Raw genomic sequence first — 19721 nt, 5'->3', positions numbered from 1 at the left:
TAAAAGTCAATTAATTATTAACTAACATCACAAAAGTATGAAAAAAATTACTTTTGCAGCACTTGCTGTACCCCTAATGTGGGTGTTGCTATTACTACTATTCTTTAACAGCAACAAATTACACGCTCAAGAAACAACAGTTCTAAGCGGCGTGGTAAAAACTGCCGACGGTACACCAATAGAAGGTGTAACCGTGTGGCAGCAAAACACCGATAATGGTACCCAGACCAATGAACAGGGCTTCTACACCTTAAGTATCTCACCAAATGCAGTCATCGTATTTGAATACATTGGCTACAAAACCCAGACCGTAAAAGCCTCCGGCAGTATACTAAACGTTACCCTAACGGCAGACGATGATATGCTCGATGAGGTCGTCATAAACGCGGGTTATTACAGCGTGAAAGACAAAGAACGCACCGGAAGCATTTCAAAGATAACTGCGAAGGAAATCGGACAACAACCAGTTGCCAACCCGCTGGCCGCAATGCAGGGACGTATGGCAGGGGTGAACATTACGCAGAGCAGCGGTACCCCCGGCGGCGGCTTCGATATACAGATCAGGGGGCGCAACAGTTTACGAACCGAGGGTAATGCGCCCCTGTATATCGTTGACGGTGTACCCTTTTTAAGTGACACCAACAGTACGGGAGATCTTTCTGTGGAAATTCTGCGCTCTACGGCAAACAATCCCTTGCAGCTGATCAATCCCAACGATATCGAAAGCATAGAAGTGTTGAAAGATGCCGATGCTACTGCTATTTACGGCTCGCGCGGTGCAAACGGTGTGGTGCTTATTACAACGAAAAAAGGTACAAACCAGCCTACTGTATTTTCTTTGCAAAGTCATACAGCCATAGGGGTGGTTCCAAATTTTATGAACCTGATGAACTCGGGCGAGTATTTGCAGATGCGCCGTGATGCCTTTGCAAACGATAAGATTGCGGAATATCCTGCAAATGCTTATGATATGAACGGAACATGGGATGCGAATCGTTATACCGACTGGCAGCAACAGCTGATAGGAGGAAAGGCGGTAAGCCAGCAGGTTTCTGCAAGTGTGCGCGGAGGCGATAAGAGAAACAGTTTTATGGTGCAGGCAAGTACTGCAAAGGATGGTACGGTGTTTCCTGGAGATTACGGAAACAAACGGAAAAATATACTGGCACAGTTCAGCCATATTACGGACGATGAAAAATGGAACATAAGTACCCAGTTTGTAAGGGGAGAAAGTGATAACCGATTGTTGGGTGTAGATTTAACAAGGGATGCCCTTACATTAGCTCCAAATGCACCTGCCTTGTACAATCCCGATGGAAGTCTCAACTGGGAAAACGGAACATGGAACAATCCCCTTCGCTGGACAAACCAGACCTATAATGCAAAAAATGTACAGTGGCTTACCGCCTGGAATCTGGAAGGTAAGTTAACACGCAGCCTTACATTCAAGGCCGTTGCGGGTTACAACGAAATGAATGGTGACGAATGGAAAATTATTCCGCATACCATTTACAATCCGGCAATGGGACTTACAAGTGCCAACTCCAGCAGTATGCAGGGCATCACCAAAGCAAGTGTATGGAACCTGGAACCTCAGCTGCACTTTCACGAACAGTTCGGCAGGCATAAGGTAACGGCTCTGGTAGGAACTACTTTTTTAAAACAAAGTAATGCAAAGCAGGTGTGGCGTGCCTCTAACTTTGGTTCTGATGCGCAGATACAGAACTTTCTGGCAGCCAAAACACTGCGGCTTATGACCAATATGGCAAACGAATATGCTTATCAGGCTGTTTTTACACGTTTAAATTATATGTACGATGACAGGTTTATAGTAAATATAACCGGACGTCGCGATGGTTCCAGTCGTTTTGGTCCGAACAAGCGCTGGGGTAATTTTGGTGCGGTGGGGGCTGCATGGCTGTTTAGCAGGGAAAAGATATTCGAAGACAGCAGCTGGTTAAGTTTTGGAAAGCTGCGCGCAAGCTACGGAACAACGGGTAGCGACCGCATCGGCGATTACCAGTATCTGGACACCTATCAGTACTCTGGTGGTGTTTATGAAGGCGGAGGGCTGGCACCGGCACGTCTTTACAATCCCGATTTTAGTTGGGAAACAAACCGTAAAATGGAGGCAGCAATGGAATTGTCACTTTTTAACAACCGCGTGAGCCTGTCTGCTGCTTATTACAGAAATGTTTCAGGTAACCAGCTTGTGGGGGTACCGCTGCCGGGAACTACGGGCTTTGCTTCGGTATTGGCAAATCTGCCGGCAGAGGTAGAAAATACCGGTTGGGAGTTCGAGTTTAAATACCGGGTATTGTCTGGTAATGACTGGAATTGGAGTCTTTTTGGTAACTGGAGCAGTAACCGCAACAAACTATTGGAATTTCCCGGACTGGATGCCTCTACCTATAAAAATATGTACACCATAGGGCAGCCTACTTCCATGATTTATGTGTACGACTATACGGGAACCGACCCGGTTTCCGGAGCATATACCTTTCGTGATGTAAATGGTGACGGTGTCTGGAATGCAGCCGACGATAAAAAGAGGATCGTTGATCTTACACCGCGCTATTCGGCAGGTATCGGTTCTGAGGCATCGTACCGGAACTGGTCGCTTGATCTGTTGTTTCATGCGGTAAAACAGCAGGGTGCAAATGCTGCACTGGGCTTCGGTATGCCGGGTACGTTTACCAATCAGCCGGCAGATGCCTTAAGTGTTTCGGCACAGCAGCCTTCGGCGGGGTATAATAATGACTTCAATGCTGCCTACAGCAGGTATGCTCAAAGTCAGCAGGCTTTTACCGATGCTTCGTTCATTCGTCTGAAAAATGTTACGCTTGCTTACAGTATTCCCAGGGTATTTGCTTCAAAACTTTCAGGCCGCATCTACATCTCCGGACAGAATGTTTTTACGTGGACAAATTACAAAGGGCTCGATCCCGAAAGTCAGGGAATTACCTCATTGCCGCCTTTAAGGGTGTGGTCTGCAGGTTTTATTCTTAACTATTAACTTTTTAATATACTGATCATGAAAAATATATATAGAAATAGAATACCGAATCTGATGGCAGTGCTGTTGTGTTCGGTGGTGTTCACAGCTTGTGAGGAATTTGTAGAAACCGACCTTCCCGTGACCGAAACCACAGCTGATGCGGTATTTAATGATAAACTTACAGCGGAAGCTGCACTGCTGGAAAACTATGTGTCACTGAGAGACCGTGCGCTTACTACGGGTACCATTCCCGGTATAGGAAACCTCATGGGAATGTATGCAGATGAATCGTTAAACTGGCAGGTGGGCAGTATGGCAGAACAGGCGTTCTTTACCAACGCAATTACTCCTTCCGATGCGGCTGTACAGAATTTATGGAATGATTCTTACAAAATAATTTACCAGTGTAACAGGATCATAGACGGTGTGGCGCAGTCTCCTGCGGTTACCGCAGCTTCTAAAGATCAGCTTACGGGAGAAGCATTGTTTACAAGATCGTTTGTTCATTTTTACCTTGTACAGCTTTTTGGTGAGGTTCCTTATGTAACATCTACCGATTACCGCGTTAACAAAACGGTGGCAAAAATGCCTGTAGGGGCTATGTACACACAGCTAGCAAAGGATCTGGTGCAGGCTGGTACATTGTTGGAAAACACTGCTGCTCCCGTAAATACCCGTCCTTCAAAATATGCTGCGGAAGCACTTCTGGCACGCCTGTACCTCTATGCAGAACAGTATGACAAGGCATTGGAATACAGTAGTGGGGTAATAGCTGCAGGTTTCTCGGTAGACCAACCGGTTGAAAATACGTTTCTCAAAGGTGGGAAAAGTATTATTTGGAGTTTTAAACCTGGTGTGGAAGGGGCAAATACAAATGAAGCACTTATTTACATTGTCACCGGTACAACTCCTGCTTCGCGGAGCTTGTCGGATAATCTTGTGGCAAGTTTCGAACAGGGAGACCTTCGTAAGGAATTGTGGATTAAAAAAATGGGTACGGAAAATGCACCGTACTACCATGCATTCAAATACCGTGAAAAAGGTCCCACAGCTGCTACAAAAGAACATTCGGTACTGCTAAGGCTCGAAGAAATGCTGTTGATACGTCTGGAAGCCGATCTGTATTTGGGAAATAATGCGACAGCTCTTCAGAATTGGAACAGCATACGTGAACGCTACGGGCTGGATCCTTTTACGGAACTGCCTGCTAACTGGAAACAGCTGCTGTTGGATGAGCGCCGACATGAGTTCTTTTGTGAGCTCGGACATCGCTTTTTCGATATGAAGCGTACCGGTACATTGGAACAGGAAATGCTAAAAACGAAACCCTCATGGCAGAAATCGTTTGCAAAACTGCCACTACCGCAGGCAGAATTAATGTTGAACCCTAATCTGCTTCCGCAAAATGAAGGCTATTAAATTTTTAGGCACCATGCTGTTTTTTGCTGTAACATCAGCATGTTTTGCACAGGCGGACTGTGATGCAGTAAACAAACGTTTTTCTGCATGGCAAAAACAGGGGCAGGGTAAATTCTCTGAAAAAGGAGATTGGTTTGCCTACACCAAATCCGGTGCACAGGACAGCCTTTTTGTAGTAGATACACGCAACGGAATCGAGAAGGGATTAAACGGCGTGTCTTCATTTAACTTTTTAGATGCGCACTTTCTGGCTGTGAAGAAAGAGGGGGCTGATATGTTGTTTGATTTAAAGCTGGGGCAGTTAAAACAGATTGGAACTAAAGAATATGGTGTGTGGCACAGTAACAAAGGTCTTGTGTGGAAAAATGCTGGTGAAGTTGGATATATATCGGTAAATGGTAAAAACAGGAAGCCGATACCTCAGGTGGATTTTTTCCAGCTGCACCCGTCACAGAATTGGGGTATATATACAACGGAAGTAGCAGGCAGTACGGAGGTGTATTCTCTCAATGTCGGCGACTGGAAGCAGCAACAACTGCTGAGGTTTAGTGGAAAATTAAAAAGGGTAGTTTACAATCCGGACGATAACTTTTTTGTTATAGCGGTCGAAAAGGCAGATGGCAGTACACAACTTTTTGCACAAAATGTTACAGTAAAACAATCAATGCACAAAGTTAAAACGGTAATTGTAAAAGATATTGCCGTAAACAGTATATCTGTTGACAGCCGTAACGGGAAAGTGTATTTCAATACGTTGAGCGTACCGAAAGTCGCAACAGGTAAATCTGTATTGTTTGCAGAATCTTTGAAAGACGAATCTGCCGTCCCACAAAACAAAAGTATGGTTTGGAATACTTTAAAAGAGGAAGTATATGCTTTAGTAGAACCGGGCTTTTCAGAAATGATACCTACTGCACACCCTGACCGCTACATCGGAATCAAAACCGAGCGGTATGATCCACGAGATTACAACGGCCTCTCTTATGCAGATTATTACATAAGCGGAAAGGACATAGATGAAGTACTTATAGAACGTAAATTGCCCTTGCTGTACAGACAGCTGCTTGTGGCACCTCATGCAGAATATCTGGCATATTTTAAAGAAGGTAATTGGTGGTCTTACAATATAGGTACTATGGTAAAAAAATGTCTTACATGTAACGTGGCGGCGCACTTTGAAAACACTTTGCCTAATTATCCTTACAGTGTCAGGCATTTTGAAACGATGGGCTGGTCTGCGGATGGACGGGATCTGCTGGTATACAGCAAATACGATATATGGCGGCTTGCACTCGATGGTTCTTCAGCTGAAGTCCTCACAACAGGCAGTAAAGCCCAAACCGTATTCAGACACGCTGTAGAAAAAACACTGCCCAAGTCGTTTATTTCCAACTCAATGTACGAGACTAAAATAATACCTTCGGGAAATAAGTTCGTATTAACTGCTTATAGGCATGTGTCAGAAGGACAGGCATTGTATCTCTTAAATGGTAAAAGGCTATTGGAGATATGCGGTTTTGCAAACCAACAGTTTGATTATACGAAACTTACAGAAAAATATTTGGTATATAAAGCCGAAAGTTTTAATAAATTTCCGTACTTTGTAAGACATGATTTAAAGAGCGGAAAAACATGGTCGTCTGATAAACAGTCCGATAAGGTAAATTTTGGTAAAACAAAAGTGATCACTTTAGAAGGTACCGCAAATCGAGTGAAAGGTGCACTGCTGTATCCTACAGATTATAAACCGGGTGCAAAATATCCGCTGATAGTATCGCTCTATGAACGCGAAGCACAGGAGATTAATAAGTTCCGACTTCCAACATTGGCGAATTCCGCAGGTTTTAATGCGGCACTTTACACTCAGAATGGTTATTTTGTTCTTTATCCCGATCTAAGATATACACATGACAATGTGCTGGAGAGTTTTCAGACCGATCTGGATGGATTACTGGATAAGGTTATTGAAGAAGAGCAGGCAGTAAATGCCGATAAACTGGGTATCATCGGTCATTCTTTTGGAGGTTTTCAGGTAATGCATGCCGTGGGGCATACGCACCGTTTCAAGGCAGCTGTAGCTGGTGCCGGTGTTTCAGACCTGATGGATTTCTATTTTACCGAACACGGAAAGGGCGGTGTGGGTATGTTTGCTTTTGAATTTGCACAGTACCGAAGTAAGATGCCGGTGGGAAATTCAAACATACTGTTGAACAATCCGCTAAGTTTTGCAGATAAGGTAACAACTCCGCTTTTTTTATGGTCGGGTACAAATGATTCACAGGTACACCACAGAAACAGCGAGAAAATGTACAAGGCGTTGTGGCGTCAGAAGAAGGAAGCCTATCTCGCATTGTATGATAAGGAATCGCACGCATTGGACAAAGAAGAGAATCAGAAGGACCTCAGTTGCAGAATATTGAATTTTTTTGAAGAAAAGTTGAAATAGTTGTTTTCATATTTATAATTATTTAGTTTACAAACGAAAGAGGCCTATTGGCCTCTTTCTAAATTTAAATTCAACGTATTAGTTAAGTCTGTAAAGGGTCTTGTCACAGGATACGTCATTGATATCCCATTTTCCGTAGGCCCTCATTTCAATACCGTTTACGCTTGCTGTACAAAAGGAACCGGTGTCAATGATGCTACACTGCACTGGTTCGTTACACGGATGTAACAGGTCGGTGGTTACGTACCCCGTTTCAGAAGCTAGGGTAGCTGTTTTACTGCTGTGTGAGGCAAATGCTGCCACTGCGCCTAATACCATTACTCCCAATGGTAAAAAGCTTTTCTTAAAATTTCTCATTATTATAAAATTTTCGTTAGTGCCTACTGTTTCACAGGGGTTCGGCTTATCCCTGACTGCTGCGCAGCAATATTTTTATTCGTAAAGAGATTTTTTAAATCTGGTGATGTTAAGTATGGTACCGCCTGTACTTATCAGGTAATCTCCGTCAGCATAAATTTCCGTTATGGGGGTGTTTTTAAAATGATGCATGTAAAAACTGTAACTGTAGGTAAGGTCTCTTACATCGTATACGTCAATGATGTCGGCTTGGTCATACATCTCCCTGCGCTCATTCTTGCCCATACGGTCACTTAAAATAAAGAGATAGTTCCCGGCGGTGGCTGCAGCTTTATTTACATATATTGGTTTTTCAGACATTTTAAGTTCCTGTCTCTGTTTCAGGTATTCAATTTTGAAATTGGGTCTGCTGATCGTATCTATATTTTTTAAAACCTGCCGATTGGTAAGTTCTGAATCGAAAATGAAACTTTTGTTTTTATAGTAGAACACATATATAATCTTGTTAAGATGCTCGTTATAAAGAAGTATTCCGTCGTTGGAAAAAAGATCCTGAGGCTGTCCTTCTTCATCTAAAAGTGCTTCCTGTATATTTAGAGTACCAGACTTAGAATTCAACATACCGAGTGTTACATTGTTCTTTTTACTGTTGAATGCTCTTAATACGATTTTGTTATTATTCATTGTTGTGATAGACGAATAACTGCCGGGTGAAACAGTCGTTTTATGTACAAGAATTTTTTTCGAAATATTTCCTTTGTAAAACAATCCCAAACCGGAATCGTGTAGTAAGATACTGTCACCCGAAGTACGCCATTTTATGGACTGAAAAGGATATTTGGAAACATCTTCAAGCTTCAAAGCGATGGTATCTGCTACCGCTGATTTAGAATTTACAGACAGCCCGTGCAGTGGAGCACTATGGTTTCCCAGATAGATTTCATCATTGTGGATACCGGCAATATAATACGAGTTGTAAGGCAATTCCATGCCTTGATTATCGGTTACGGGGTGGGGCAGAAATCTTCTTGTGAAAGGATTCTCTCTCTTCATGATATGCTCCGAACTCACGAACAGTCCAACTACCACCGCACTGCTAATCACCATGGTTAATACGATATAGAATATTTTCTTCTTCATAATTTTATAGTTGTATGTTGTAAGTTTTTAGTTATATGTTCTATCGTAAATGTGTTTTATTCCAATTCAATCACCAATTCCATATAGCCTTCAAACAAAACCTAATTTTAAATTAAACTGCAATCCGAAAAACCGACATTATTTTTTAAGCGAGCGTCGAAAACGTTGAAATTTCCGTAAATAGAAATGCTGTTTGAGCGTAGCGAGTTTATTTCTTTTAGGAAATGAGACGGATTTTGACCGTTTAAAAGATAGAGTCTTGATTTTTTGTAACTTTTGTATCAAGACAAAAGTTAAAGTGGTTTGATAAAAGAATAATGATAACAGTTACTAAACAAACAACCCCATTAAACCACAAATGTTCCCACCACCCCAAATCCTCTAGCACCCCTCCACAAGAGCACGGAACAAACGGACTATAATTTAAAATCAGAAAAATATAAACCGTAAACGCCGTCATAAACCCCAGAAAAAGATAAAGCCCCAACAGTCTGCTTTTTTGAAAGCAGAGCATCAGGGCAATGACCAGTTCACCGATAACGGTGGTATATGCAATAAAAGTTGCAAAAGCACTAAGTAAAGGCGATTGTGCTACCTGTACCCGGAAGTTTTCAAAGTCGGCAAGTTTGCTTACTGCCGCATATACGAACAGTATAATGAAGAAGTAAATAACTGCCTTTCTGCTGATTGATAGAATGTTACGCATGACGTTACGTTTTTGTTTATTGTAAAGTTCATACGTTTAAATGGTAAATAAAATGACTCAAAAAATTATCTAATTGCAAAAAGGAATTATTTAAGCTGGTATTTTTCGCGGAATTCTTGCGGACTTATCCCGTATGTTTTTACAAAATTGCGGTAAAAGTTCGAGTAATCTTGAAAACCCACTTCAAAGGCAATGGCTTTAAAACTTATTGAAGTATTTTTCACCAGCTCTTCAGCACGCAGCAGCCGCACTTCTAACTGGTCCTGGTAAACGGTTTTGTTATACAGTGCTTTAAAGCGTGTTTTTAGCTGTTGTTCGTTAATTGTATATTTTTCGCATAGGAAGTCGTAGGTTGCTTCATTCAGTTTTTTTGTTGAGGTGATGTAGTCATAAATTTTCTGTACTTCTATATCAACAAGCGACCTCTGAATCATTCTGCTTTTTTTACTGTCGTCATAAGTAATTTTAGGTCCTCTGTATAATATACCGATAAAATGAAAGGTATAAAGTTGTTCAAGCGTACTGAACTGTACCTGCGCTTCGTACAGCCGTGGAAGCGACAGGTGGGTAAACTGTAGCTGTAGTTTCAGGTTCTCCTTCGTATTTTCTTGAAATTTGTGGAGCATTTTCAATAGTTCCTGGTGCTGTTTGGGGTCGATATAATCACCGAGTGATTTCCCGTGTACAGATTGTTCATCTAATTGCAGTATGCTTAATCCAAAATCAGAAAGTGCAGTAATGTGAAGGTTTTTATCGGTAACGATGGAAAATATTTGAAGATAGTCAGAACTGCCTTCGTCTTTTACAAATGGTATATGCAGTACGCGTTGTTGCCAGTTTTCCGAAAGCATGTTAAGAACCTTGGCAATAGCGGAAAAATAGGTGTTTTGCGGACTGATCTCTACAAAACTGTTCAGCTCGCCATTAGCCATCTGCATCATTTTTCTACAGATATTTGTAACCATCAGTTCGTTATGGGAAGCATCATTCATAATCTGACCTTTTTATAGTTATGCAGAAATTGGAAAGCAGATGGTTCGTCTAAAAAGACTCTGGTAGGAACAGAAGGCACACATACATCAATAAAATAGGTACTCATTGATTGTTGCTCTATGTCCGCACAAACAATTGCAACAGCCTGTGTAAGCAGCGATCCGGTATGGGCAAGGTAGTTTCGCGCTGCATAATTGGCATATTGAAAATCGCTGATGTTACACAGCACCGGAAGCGAAATATGATCTTGAAGACGCAGGCGGTCACTAACGATTTTTTTTGCGGCGGGTAGTGTAATAAGCTGACCTTTCTTGTAAGAGACACACAGAATATTGTTTACAAGCGAGTACGTAGCATAACTGTTTTCAAAAGACTTTTTCATAATAGGATGAATTGATAGTGTAGTATATTGCTGTAGTTATAATGAATGATAAAATTAACCCTTTACATATAATAAACATAATTGTACTATTAACAAAGCAATAGTAAATAAGGTAATGTTCATTGTAAAAAAGTGAAATTATGCAGTAACTATTAATAAGATTTCCAAATATCTTTCAGTTTGATGAAGTGAGATCATTACAAACACGAACCTGCATTTGTATCAACCCAAAGCTCCTTTTGGGCTTTATGGAGTAGCCCTATTTAAGCTTTGGGTCCGTTAGTAGATCTTCTCCAGAAATCTATTGAAAACAAAGAGGAGTATAAACTGAGCAGTATGAGGTTTTGATCGAGCGTCGAACCACTGCATGAAGCGTTACCAGATCGTGGTGCAAAGCACCGTTTCGATCTGGTAGCTTCAAAAGTGCTCTTCGACCGATTAAAAGATCGCCGCAACAAAAGACTTTTGGTGCTTTTTGTCTCTAAAAAGTACAGAAAAACCGAAATGTTTCTACTAAGAATTATGGAGATTTATTTCCAATATAGTGTAATAATCTTATGCAACATAAACCTATAAACACAAAGCTCTTTTTGGGCTTTGTGGAGTAGCCCCATTTAAGTTTTGGTTTTATTAAATTTTGAAGCTGAAACTGAATAACAAATCAAAAAACTGAATGCGATGCTGCATCGGAGTGCAGCATGAAAGCGAGCATTTAACTAATGGATTTTTGATTGCAAGCGGGTTTTTGTATTCTCGAGAATTAAAAACAGACATTATGAAAAAGCCGTAAAGCGATGAATGTTTTTACAAGTTAAGAACAAAATGCCTGTTTGAGCGAAGCGAAATCGAAGATTCATGAATACATTATTATAAAAATTGGCAAAGAATGAATAATATTATTTTGTTTAGTGTAAAAATAAGAAGTATAGGCTTTTTTATAGAGTCTTGATTTTTTGGTTCGTTTTGCATCAAGGCAAATCGAAGATTCACAGCTTCCAAGCCGTAAAATAATTCTTGGATGTAAAATGAACAGAAGAAATTAAAAAACGAAATGTTTAAGTGCTAAACCAGAATGATGAATAAAAATAAATTAAAACCTTAACCTACAAGGTTTGTGAAACCTCGCAGGTTAAAACAATAAAAACATAAACCCAATCTTTTTTTTATTATTCATAAAAAATGTTAATTTTATTTAATACCTTAATAAAATGAGAAAATATCTGCCCTTTTTTATTGTAGCCGGATTATTTGCATGTGATGACACCGATGATATATTCCTTAATGGGATTACCGTAACTGAAGTATTTTTTGATTATCCGGATATACCAAACAACGAGGGCAAATATGTGAACTACTTTGGCGCTCATGTAACAAATTCGTCACCTAAACCAATAAAAGGTTATATAAGGTTTACTGTAAGAGAGTATGGTAACATAAATTCTTATCAGCATGTGGTGAAAGCAAATAATGAATCTCAGACATATTTTGAAGCATCATTGGAAACCGATAAGGTCATAAACGAATCTTATTTGTTGGGAGTTGAGTTTGTGAACGTTAAAAATTAATACTGAAAAGGTATACAACTTTTTGTTATTATTGGGTTGAAATTGTTGGGCAAGCTTTAAGTAATATATTATTTAGAACTTTGCTTGAGATTTTTTTAGAAGCTGTATACCCAACTTTTTTATATTACTTAGCTACTTTAAAAAGAAAAAGCCACTCGATTGAGTGACTTTATTTCCTAATTACTTTCTTATGAATTTCTGTTCAATTTCATCCTTATAAGTAATATCACCGTCTACCTCTTCTTCGGTCATTTTCAAATGAAGGTTGTCAGCGTCACTTTTTGAAATCTCAAATGATTGTGCTTCATCATTTATAGTCATTGTTAAAGTGTTCCCGGTTCTTGTATAGGTTCCCGAACCTTTTTCTTCAAATCCCGCTGAAGGAATTGCCATATAGTAGTCAACCTTGTTGTCTGCTTTAAAGTCATATTCCCAGGTTATTTGTGAGCCTACCGGAGTATCGATATTTTGCTGAACAACTTCACCGTTTTCATAAGACGTAACACTCATGGTATTTAATTTCCACTGACCCAATAAATGATTGGTTGGTTGTGGTTCGGTAGTTGGTGCATTGTCATCCCCTGAACATGCTGTTAATGATAGCAAACCTACAGATGCGGCAAATAGATAAGTACTGATTTTTTTCATAATTGAAATTTTAATGTTAATAAATTGAATGTGCAAAGATAATAAATCAAATAAACTTTATATTAAGACGTATTTATATTTAAAAAGGTTGGAAATTTAATTTTAATTGAAAGAAATAGTAGAGTTATAAAAAGAAGCTGGTAATAAAAATAAAAAAGAGGTCGTTACAAAACAACCTCCTTTCAATCAACTAAACAACTTTTTTAATAATGTAAATTTTATTTAATCTCTGATATACTTTATAATCTGTAACAACCTTTATAAAAGCAGACTGTTCATTTCCTTCCGTACGTACTCTTCGTTGTCATAACTCAAAAAACCAAGCGGAGAATGATTATGGTATCGCTTGCAGTAAGATTTGAAAGTCGATGAAATCTTTAAATGTCCCACCTCACTCTTACGATTGTTAAGGTATCGGTCAATATACTCTTTACTGTAGTTTGCATCTGAATTGGCAAGTGCCAGCAGTTCTTTTATTCCGTCGCAAAACCAACCGGCTAAAAGGTCTTCGGCATCCATAGGTTCAAACTCACAGGTGTTGGAACTGTAATGCAGCAAGATGTCTGTTTCAAATCTAAAGTTAAAATCTGCAAGGTTGGCCGATACAATGCTTATGTTAAACTGTTCTGCGGCTGTTATGCTGTTACCTACTTCCAAATCAAGACAAAGAATATTTTTACTGCTAAACATTTTATTGTGGTTAAATAAGTTAATAAAACGCCCGATAAACCAATACCGGGCGTTTTCACCAAAACAGTGGTGTAAATTCTATTTCAAAGCATAATGTTAAATACAATCATAATGCCGTTTTGCTGATAATTCAAATTATTATCCGTAAATACCTGTTTTGATTCATTTTAGCGTTTTTTTTTGTTTTAATACTGTTTTTAAAGGAAGAAATTATGAAAATTTTATGGTAAATTTTTCCACAATATGTCCGTAAAAGCAATGGTTTTATGTGTATTTATATATTTCTTAGAATGATATTATGGTTTATAAATAAACATTATGTGTTTGGCTCCACCAGTTGTAATAGTTGTGCATCTCATCGCGCTCAAATCCGCAACGGGGATAAAGCTGGTTGCCTATGTCGTTTGTTTTTTCGGTTTCCAGTAACAGTCCGCAGGCATCGGTTTCGGCGCACCACTGTTTGCTACGGTCGATAAGTGCTACCGATAATCCTTTACCTCTGTAGTCGGGATGTACAAACAGGTCGCTAAGCAGCCACTGTTTTTGTAGTTTGGTATAATGAAAAAGTTTATACAGTTGTACAAATCCTACGGCTTTCTCGTTTGCTATGACAAGAAAAATATCCGATTCGTTGTTAAGGAAACGCTCTTTTAAAAACGCTGTTGCTTTACCCAGATCGGGTTGCTGTCTGTAAAAAACGCGGTAAAGGTTGAATAATGCTGCTGCTTCGTCTAGGTCTTCCAGTTGTGCTTTTTTAATGGTGTAATTCATGGTATGATGTTTTAGTTTGTGATGGTAAGTGATATAGCCCGAAAAATCTGTTTCGGGCTATAAAATGGGTTACTTAAGGTCTTCTATCGAAGCACCGAAATTGATATGCAGTACGTTGCCGTTTGCAAGTACCAGTGCAGGTACCGACTGTACACCTGCATGTGCTGCTTCTTTTATTTTTTGGGGTTCGCTTCCCAGATGAACTATTGCTACTTCGTTTGAAGGAATAAGGCTTAAAAGATCGGTTTCTGCGCTTACGCATACCGGACAGCCTGCGTGATAAAAAATTGCTTTTGTCATGATTGTGGGTTTAGATTGTTTATGCATTGTTGCATGATCAAAATTAAGGGTTGTGTTGCTTTACTGGCTGGTACAGATTTTAGATAAACCAATGGTCCAGCTTTTTCTGATGGAGAGCAGTTAAAAAGCATCGGAAAGTTTTTAATCGGTACTTGCCGATACTTTTTTATTTTAAAAAGCTGTTGCTTTTTAGGTTCTGAAAGATCGATTCTAATGTAGCGGTCTCTTCGGCAGTCAGCGGTTTTAAAGGACTCCTTAAATGTCCGCCTTTTTCTCCCAATATGTTTAAACCGGCCTTTATGGCTCTTGGCAGTCCTTTGGCTACGATAAACTGTAACAGTTCTGTTTGCTGGTAAAAAAGATCCCGGGCTGTATTCAGGTCGTTCTGCTGTATGGCATGGTAAAGTGCTATGTTCAGTTGGGGGATCAGATTGGCTGCAGCAGTGCACCAGCCGGTAGCGCCTGCGGCAAATGCGGCAAGCGCCAAAGGGTTGGATCCGTTGTAAAAAGCAACATCCTCACCCAGTTCTTTTCTCAAATAGTGCATGCGCTGTACATCGCCGGTGCTTTCCTTGATCATGGTTACGTTGGGTATTTCCAGAAGTCGTTTCAATAGGGCGGGTGACATATCTACGCCTCCCGTTGCCGGATTGTTATAGGCCATAATTGGTATGGAAATTCTGGATGCTACTTTGTCATAATGACTGACGATTTCGTCATCGGTAAGTTTCCAGTAGCTCATCGGAATGATCATCACCGCACTTGCGCCTGCTTTTTCTGCAAATTGCGCATGGTATATGGTTTTGTCGGTGGTCAGGTTTGATACGCCAACAAGCGTGGGAACCCTGCCTGCTGTTTGCTCTAATGCGGCTTCGGTAACGGCTTCTTTTTCGTCGTCGGTAAGGTAGGGCAGTACTCCCGTGCTGCCAAGCGGTGCTATGCCGTGTATGCCCGATGAAACCAACCGTTCCACTTGTTGTCTGAATAGGGGCAGGTCTACTTTTTCTTGTGAATCGAATGGAGTAATAGGATAGGCGATGATGCCTTTAAAAGGTACGTTTTTCATATTTCTGAGTATTAATGTAAATAAATAGATGTGGCTTACAGATCTCTTCCTTCTTCTTCGCGCAGTGCTACGCCCAGATTTTGAAGTTGTGGTGCGTTCTCGCAGGCAAGATATTTTGCAGGTAAAGTGTCACTTAAATTCTGATGTCTGTGCCATGCCCATGATGGTACGTAAACGGCATCTCCTGCTTCCCAGTAAACGCGTTCGTCTTCAACTTCGGTCCAACCGCTGCCTTCAATCACATACAATACGGTTTCATAGGTATGTCGGTGTCGGTTGGTTAGCTGTTTTGGTAACAGACCGCCAATGGTCATGCTTACATTTTTGCTGGGCAGATCTACAAAAAAAACGGGATGTTTTCGTTCTGTTGAAAACTGGTTGTGTACACCGGCATTTTCCACGTTTTTATGGATAAGGTGCGATGGTTTTACGTAAACAGGTCTCGCAAATGTTTGGTGAAAGTCTTTGGAACTGAAAGATTTGCTTTCTTCTGAATCCTGATGTTCTGCTGATGCTGTTTGTTTCTCTGATGATAACATAAAAAAATATTTTGAGGGTTGATGCATAATTGCAATACAAAAGTACCGTACCTTTGGATGGTTATAATGATGCAGTTTTAATAAAAATACCTAGTCCAGATGTTGAGAGCTTGGAAATTGGAAATAATGTTGGATCCTCAATCCGATAAGGCGTTGTACCTGCAGATAGCCGATGCAGTAATAAGTGATATCCGTTCGGGCAGACTGAAACCCGGGGAAGCGTTGCCGGGCAGCAGAAGCATGGCAATGTTGTTGAAGGTGAACCGAAATACGGTGGTAGAAGCATTGGGCGTGCTGGTTATTGAAGGATGGCTGGTGTCTAAGGAACGGCAGGGGACTTTTGTGGCTGATACTTTTCCTGTGTTTGCAGAGCGCAGTTTGAACGGAAAATTAGATGTTGTGAAAGATAAAACTGCTGCGGCTGTTCGGTTGCAGTTTGATGACGGCCATCCCGACAGTAAGATTGCGCCTATTAACGAGTTGGCAAGGGCGTACCGACAGTTGTTCGGGCAGAAGGGCAGATGGCAGTTGATGGGCTATGGGAATGAACTGGGTGATCCCGAATTCCGTAAAACCATCGTTCAGATGCTGAACTACCAGCGCGGTATGCAGGTGAGCGAAGAACATATCTGCATTACCCGGGGCAGCCAGATGGCGATGTACTTAATGGCACAGTGTCTTTTTACGGCAGGTGATCAGGTAATGGTTGAAAATCCTGGGTATAAGCCTGCATGGAAAGCCTTTGAAAAAGCCGGTGCCAAACTGTTGCCGGTGAATGTAGATGCCGAAGGTTTGGTTGTTGATGAGGTAGCAGCCTATCTGGAATCGGGCAGACAAATAAAGGCACTCTATGTTACCCCGCACCGCCAGTATCCTACAACGGTTACACTGAGTCTTCACAGACGCTTGCAGTTGATCAGGCTGTCTAATAAATATGATTTTACAATTATTGAAGATGATTACGATAACGAGTTCCATTTCGGATACCGACCGATATTACCATTGTCCAGCTTTTGCGAATTACAGAATTATGTGTACATAGGTACCATGAGCAAGGTGGTGGCTCCGGCATTGCGCATCGGTTACTTGGCATGTACCTGCGATTCGCTGGTAGGTAAGGTGGGTGAGCTGCGCAAGATGATCGATGTGCAGGGCGACAGTATTATGGAACAGGCGGTACTGCAGCTGATAAAGGATGGCACCGTAAAGCGTCATATTAAAAAGGCTACGGCACATTATAAATTAAAACGGGATGATACAGCTGCATTACTGGAAAAGTACATGAACGGTAAAGTGTCGTTCACTATACCTGATGGCGGACTCGCGTTTTGGATTGTTCCTAATGAGAAAGTAGATTGGTCTAAACTTAGAGAAAAAATGCAGGAAAAGGGAATTGAAATTACCACACCCGAAAATTATAGTTTTAACGAAACAGTAAATGGTTTACGAGTGGGATACGGGTCTCTTTCAGAAAAAGATTTGGAGGAAGGCATCGCCGTTTTGGCAGGTTTGCTTTAACACAATAGTAAAGAGGTGATCATTCATTAATCTACGTAATAATAGGAAATAATATCTACGACCTTATTATTCTGTAAACGGATCGCCCGTGCACGGTAATGTGTATCGTTTGGTGATTTGGAATACTGCATTGATATTGTGCCTCCGGATCTGTTAAACTCAGCAAATGGTCTGCCTAACAACCATACAACTTGTTGTTTTGTCATTCCTCTCTTTAATGCCAGAAAGTTTTTATCGGTATAATCTTTGGCGTAAAAGCTATCATCAGTGTTTAACAGTATGCGGAACAACAGACCGGTATAGCCGTCCAATTGTAGTTTTGGTACGACAAATCTGCACATAACTGCAGTAAAAAGAAATGCAACTGCAATAATACCTGTAATCTTAATGGTTTTCATAGGTACTGTTTAATATTGATTATTAGATAAAATTAACGCAATAAGTCTTCTTTTTATTTTAAATGAAAATAGAACCATTCTGGCAAAGAACAATTATTGAACACGATATAATTGCTTATTAATTATTGAAATTTGAAAAAAGGGCAAATTAATCGGGGGAGCGTAGCGAAACCGAATGTTCATGAATTCATTATTATAAAAATAGCTAAGAATGAGTACTTCTCAATTAAGTAGCTTTAAAATTGAGAATCTACCGATCAAAGGACCGTCGCAAATAAGAGAATTTTGCTTCTTCTTGTCACAAACCTTAAGGTTCACGATTTCCAATCTGTAAAATAAGGCATGGTCGTAAAAGAAAAGGAATGATAAAAAAAGCAAAAACATAAACGCTACACTCTTTTTGGGCAGCGTTTGTAATTAAGAATTTTATTGTATTTTTAATGAACCAATTAAAAAGTGAAATTATGAAACATTTTGTACTCAAAAATTTTTTAACGGTTTTATTCTTTGTTGCTTGTTCTGCTGGATATGCACAGATGAATTATATAGGTCTGAAAGACGAGTCTAACGTACGCAAAGCGCAGAGTGTTATACCAACATCAGTTACCTACTGGAGCAAGTCAAAGATAATCGATGATTATATGTATGTATCTACCAGAAAAGGTATTTACCGCAAAAATATTACAACCACATTGAACGATACCCTTTGGCAGCTGTATGCTTTTCCTGATGTTCCCATTCGCAATTTTGTTAAGAAAAATGATACCATTCTGGGAATAACGGGTTATGAAGCAACTGATACCTTGATGGTACGTTCTACAGATAATGGACAAACCTATACCGATTTTACCTCAGCACCTTTTTTTGACATTACACCCATTAATGCACTTTTACAGATAGACCAGCATCCGCAAAACCCGAACGAGGTAGTGTTGGTACATAGGGGATACGGTATTTCAAAATCCTCTGATTTTGGTACTACTTGGACGCTGATGAATTCGTTCCTTGGAGGTTATCAGGATTGGTTTGTAGGATATAATCCTAACGATCCCCAAAACATCATGTATACCGGCGAAGAAATTTTCTTTCAGTCTTATATACAGTCAACATATAACGGTGGTACGTCATGGCAGCGGGTAGATTCACTGCAGACGCATTGCACCCACGGCATAGCATTTCATCCGACAGATAAAAATACGATGATCTCTTATGGAGAAGGAAGAATAGCAAAGTCTGTGAATCAGGGGCTTTCATGGACAAATACAGGTTCGCTGCCTATTTATATTTATAAGGTTGTTTATGATCCTAATAATCCGAGCACGGTTTATGCTACTGGGAGTTTTCAAGGAGTTAGTAATACAATTGTGATTTACAGATCTACCGATGCCGGAGATTCCTGGCATTTAAGTTACACCGAAGCTATGCCGGTTGCTCAGGGAGGTTTGGATCTTCATCTGTATAATAACAAGCTTATTGTTTATACGCTGGTAAATGGAATTTATACATTGGATATTGGCTTGCTTGATCTTAATAAGGAACAGTTGCAGGAGAAACTGCTTATTTATCCCAATCCGTCTTCATCAACTGTAAATATAGAAAGTGAATACCTGATCAAAAGCTTTAAACTATATGATGCTGCGGGCAAATTGGTATTGAATAAAGTAGTAAACAACATGAAAACGGTTATAAGCATGGAAGCCTTCGCCGAGGGAATTTATTATATTACTCTTGATACAGAAAAAGGTATGATTACTAGAAAAATTATTAAAAAGTAGTAGTACTGTT

Annotated in this window: 17 protein-coding genes; 6 read left to right on the top strand and 11 right to left on the bottom strand. The window is 40.1% G+C overall.

The annotated features are described in order from the left end of the window. The first annotated feature begins 37 nt into the window (after window positions 1-37). From F0460_RS07425 to F0460_RS07415, 3 genes are read left to right on the top strand one after another with little or no spacing between them, the layout of a single operon-like run. Window positions 38-3016, top strand: a complete 2979-nt coding sequence (locus F0460_RS07425) for a SusC/RagA family TonB-linked outer membrane protein (protein ID WP_150011792.1) — start codon at window positions 38-40, stop codon at window positions 3014-3016. Window positions 3017-3070: 54 nt separating this feature from the next. After that, window positions 3071-4417, top strand: a complete 1347-nt coding sequence (locus tag F0460_RS07420) for a RagB/SusD family nutrient uptake outer membrane protein (protein ID WP_190304116.1) — start codon at window positions 3071-3073, stop codon at window positions 4415-4417. After that, entirely contained in the window at window positions 4404-6863 is a 2460-nt protein-coding gene (locus F0460_RS07415) for an alpha/beta hydrolase family protein (RefSeq protein WP_150011788.1), read from the top strand. The genes F0460_RS07420 and F0460_RS07415 overlap by 14 nt, the downstream gene beginning before the upstream one ends. Before the next feature lie 432 nt (window positions 6864-7295). Here the strand turns inward: F0460_RS07415 and F0460_RS07410 are convergent, their stop codons facing one another. The 4 genes from F0460_RS07410 to F0460_RS07395 form a co-directional block, all read right to left on the bottom strand. Continuing rightward, a complete protein-coding gene (locus F0460_RS07410) occupies window positions 7296-8273 on the bottom strand; it encodes a hypothetical protein (RefSeq protein ID WP_150011786.1) in 978 nt (325 codons plus the stop codon). A 331-nt stretch (window positions 8274-8604) separates the two neighbouring features. Further along, on the bottom strand, window positions 8605-9066 hold the full coding sequence (locus tag F0460_RS07405) for a MauE/DoxX family redox-associated membrane protein (RefSeq protein ID WP_150011784.1): 462 nt from the start codon (window positions 9064-9066) through the stop codon (window positions 8605-8607). Window positions 9067-9152: 86 nt separating this feature from the next. After that, the gene (locus F0460_RS07400) at window positions 9153-10058 is read right to left on the bottom strand and encodes a helix-turn-helix domain-containing protein (RefSeq protein ID WP_150011782.1); all 906 of its coding nucleotides are present in this window, start codon (window positions 10056-10058) and stop codon (window positions 9153-9155) included. Then, the gene (locus F0460_RS07395; protein ID WP_150011780.1) at window positions 10055-10441 is read right to left on the bottom strand and encodes a DUF7793 family protein; all 387 of its coding nucleotides are present in this window, start codon (window positions 10439-10441) and stop codon (window positions 10055-10057) included. Before F0460_RS07395 ends, F0460_RS07400 begins: the two co-directional genes overlap by 4 nt. A gap of 1208 nt (window positions 10442-11649) precedes the next feature. On the opposite strand from F0460_RS07395, the gene F0460_RS07390 reads away from it, so the two are divergent. Next, the gene (locus F0460_RS07390; RefSeq protein ID WP_150011778.1) at window positions 11650-12006 is read left to right on the top strand and encodes a hypothetical protein; all 357 of its coding nucleotides are present in this window, start codon (window positions 11650-11652) and stop codon (window positions 12004-12006) included. 180 nt (window positions 12007-12186) lie between these two features. On the opposite strand, the gene F0460_RS07385 is transcribed toward F0460_RS07390, so the two are convergent. From F0460_RS07385 to F0460_RS07360, 6 genes are all read right to left on the bottom strand, one after another. Next, the gene (locus F0460_RS07385; RefSeq protein WP_150011776.1) at window positions 12187-12654 is read right to left on the bottom strand and encodes a lipocalin family protein; all 468 of its coding nucleotides are present in this window, start codon (window positions 12652-12654) and stop codon (window positions 12187-12189) included. A gap of 258 nt (window positions 12655-12912) precedes the next feature. Continuing rightward, the gene (locus F0460_RS07380; RefSeq protein ID WP_150011774.1) at window positions 12913-13344 is read right to left on the bottom strand and encodes a hypothetical protein; all 432 of its coding nucleotides are present in this window, start codon (window positions 13342-13344) and stop codon (window positions 12913-12915) included. A 303-nt stretch (window positions 13345-13647) separates the two neighbouring features. Next, window positions 13648-14115: a GNAT family N-acetyltransferase gene (locus F0460_RS07375; RefSeq protein ID WP_150011772.1), complete on the bottom strand. Its 468-nt coding sequence runs from the start codon at window positions 14113-14115 to the stop codon at window positions 13648-13650. 69 nt (window positions 14116-14184) lie between these two features. After that, window positions 14185-14415, bottom strand: a complete 231-nt coding sequence (locus F0460_RS07370) for a thioredoxin domain-containing protein (protein WP_150011770.1) — start codon at window positions 14413-14415, stop codon at window positions 14185-14187. 166 nt (window positions 14416-14581) lie between these two features. Continuing rightward, window positions 14582-15481, bottom strand: a complete 900-nt coding sequence (locus tag F0460_RS07365; RefSeq protein ID WP_150011768.1) for a dihydrodipicolinate synthase family protein — start codon at window positions 15479-15481, stop codon at window positions 14582-14584. A 35-nt stretch (window positions 15482-15516) separates the two neighbouring features. Next, complete coding sequence (locus F0460_RS07360; RefSeq protein WP_150011766.1) at window positions 15517-16020, bottom strand: cupin domain-containing protein; 504 nt, start codon at window positions 16018-16020, stop codon at window positions 15517-15519. Window positions 16021-16119: 99 nt separating this feature from the next. On the opposite strand from F0460_RS07360, the gene pdxR reads away from it, so the two are divergent. After that, window positions 16120-17538 carry a MocR-like pyridoxine biosynthesis transcription factor PdxR gene (gene pdxR / locus F0460_RS07355; protein WP_150011764.1) on the top strand — a complete coding sequence of 473 codons (1419 nt, stop codon included), beginning with the start codon at window positions 16120-16122 and terminating at the stop codon, window positions 17536-17538. Window positions 17539-17564: 26 nt separating this feature from the next. Here pdxR and F0460_RS07350 read toward each other — a convergent pair whose 3' ends face one another. Then, window positions 17565-17936 (bottom strand): hypothetical protein, encoded by a 372-nt coding sequence (locus F0460_RS07350; RefSeq protein ID WP_150011762.1) that lies wholly within the window; start codon window positions 17934-17936, stop codon window positions 17565-17567. Between the two features lie 464 nt (window positions 17937-18400). Between F0460_RS07350 and F0460_RS07345 the strand changes: the two genes are divergently transcribed. Further along, window positions 18401-19711 (top strand): T9SS type A sorting domain-containing protein, encoded by a 1311-nt coding sequence (locus F0460_RS07345; RefSeq protein WP_190304115.1) that lies wholly within the window; start codon window positions 18401-18403, stop codon window positions 19709-19711. Window positions 19712-19721: the final 10 nt, after the last annotated feature.

Origin of the sequence: Paenimyroides baculatum (assembly GCF_008629655.1) — a bacterium.
Classification (GTDB): Bacteria; Bacteroidota; Bacteroidia; order Flavobacteriales; family Flavobacteriaceae; genus Flavobacterium; species Flavobacterium baculatum.
Note: the sequence above shows the minus strand (reverse complement) of the source record. Positions and strands in the feature narration are given on the sequence as shown.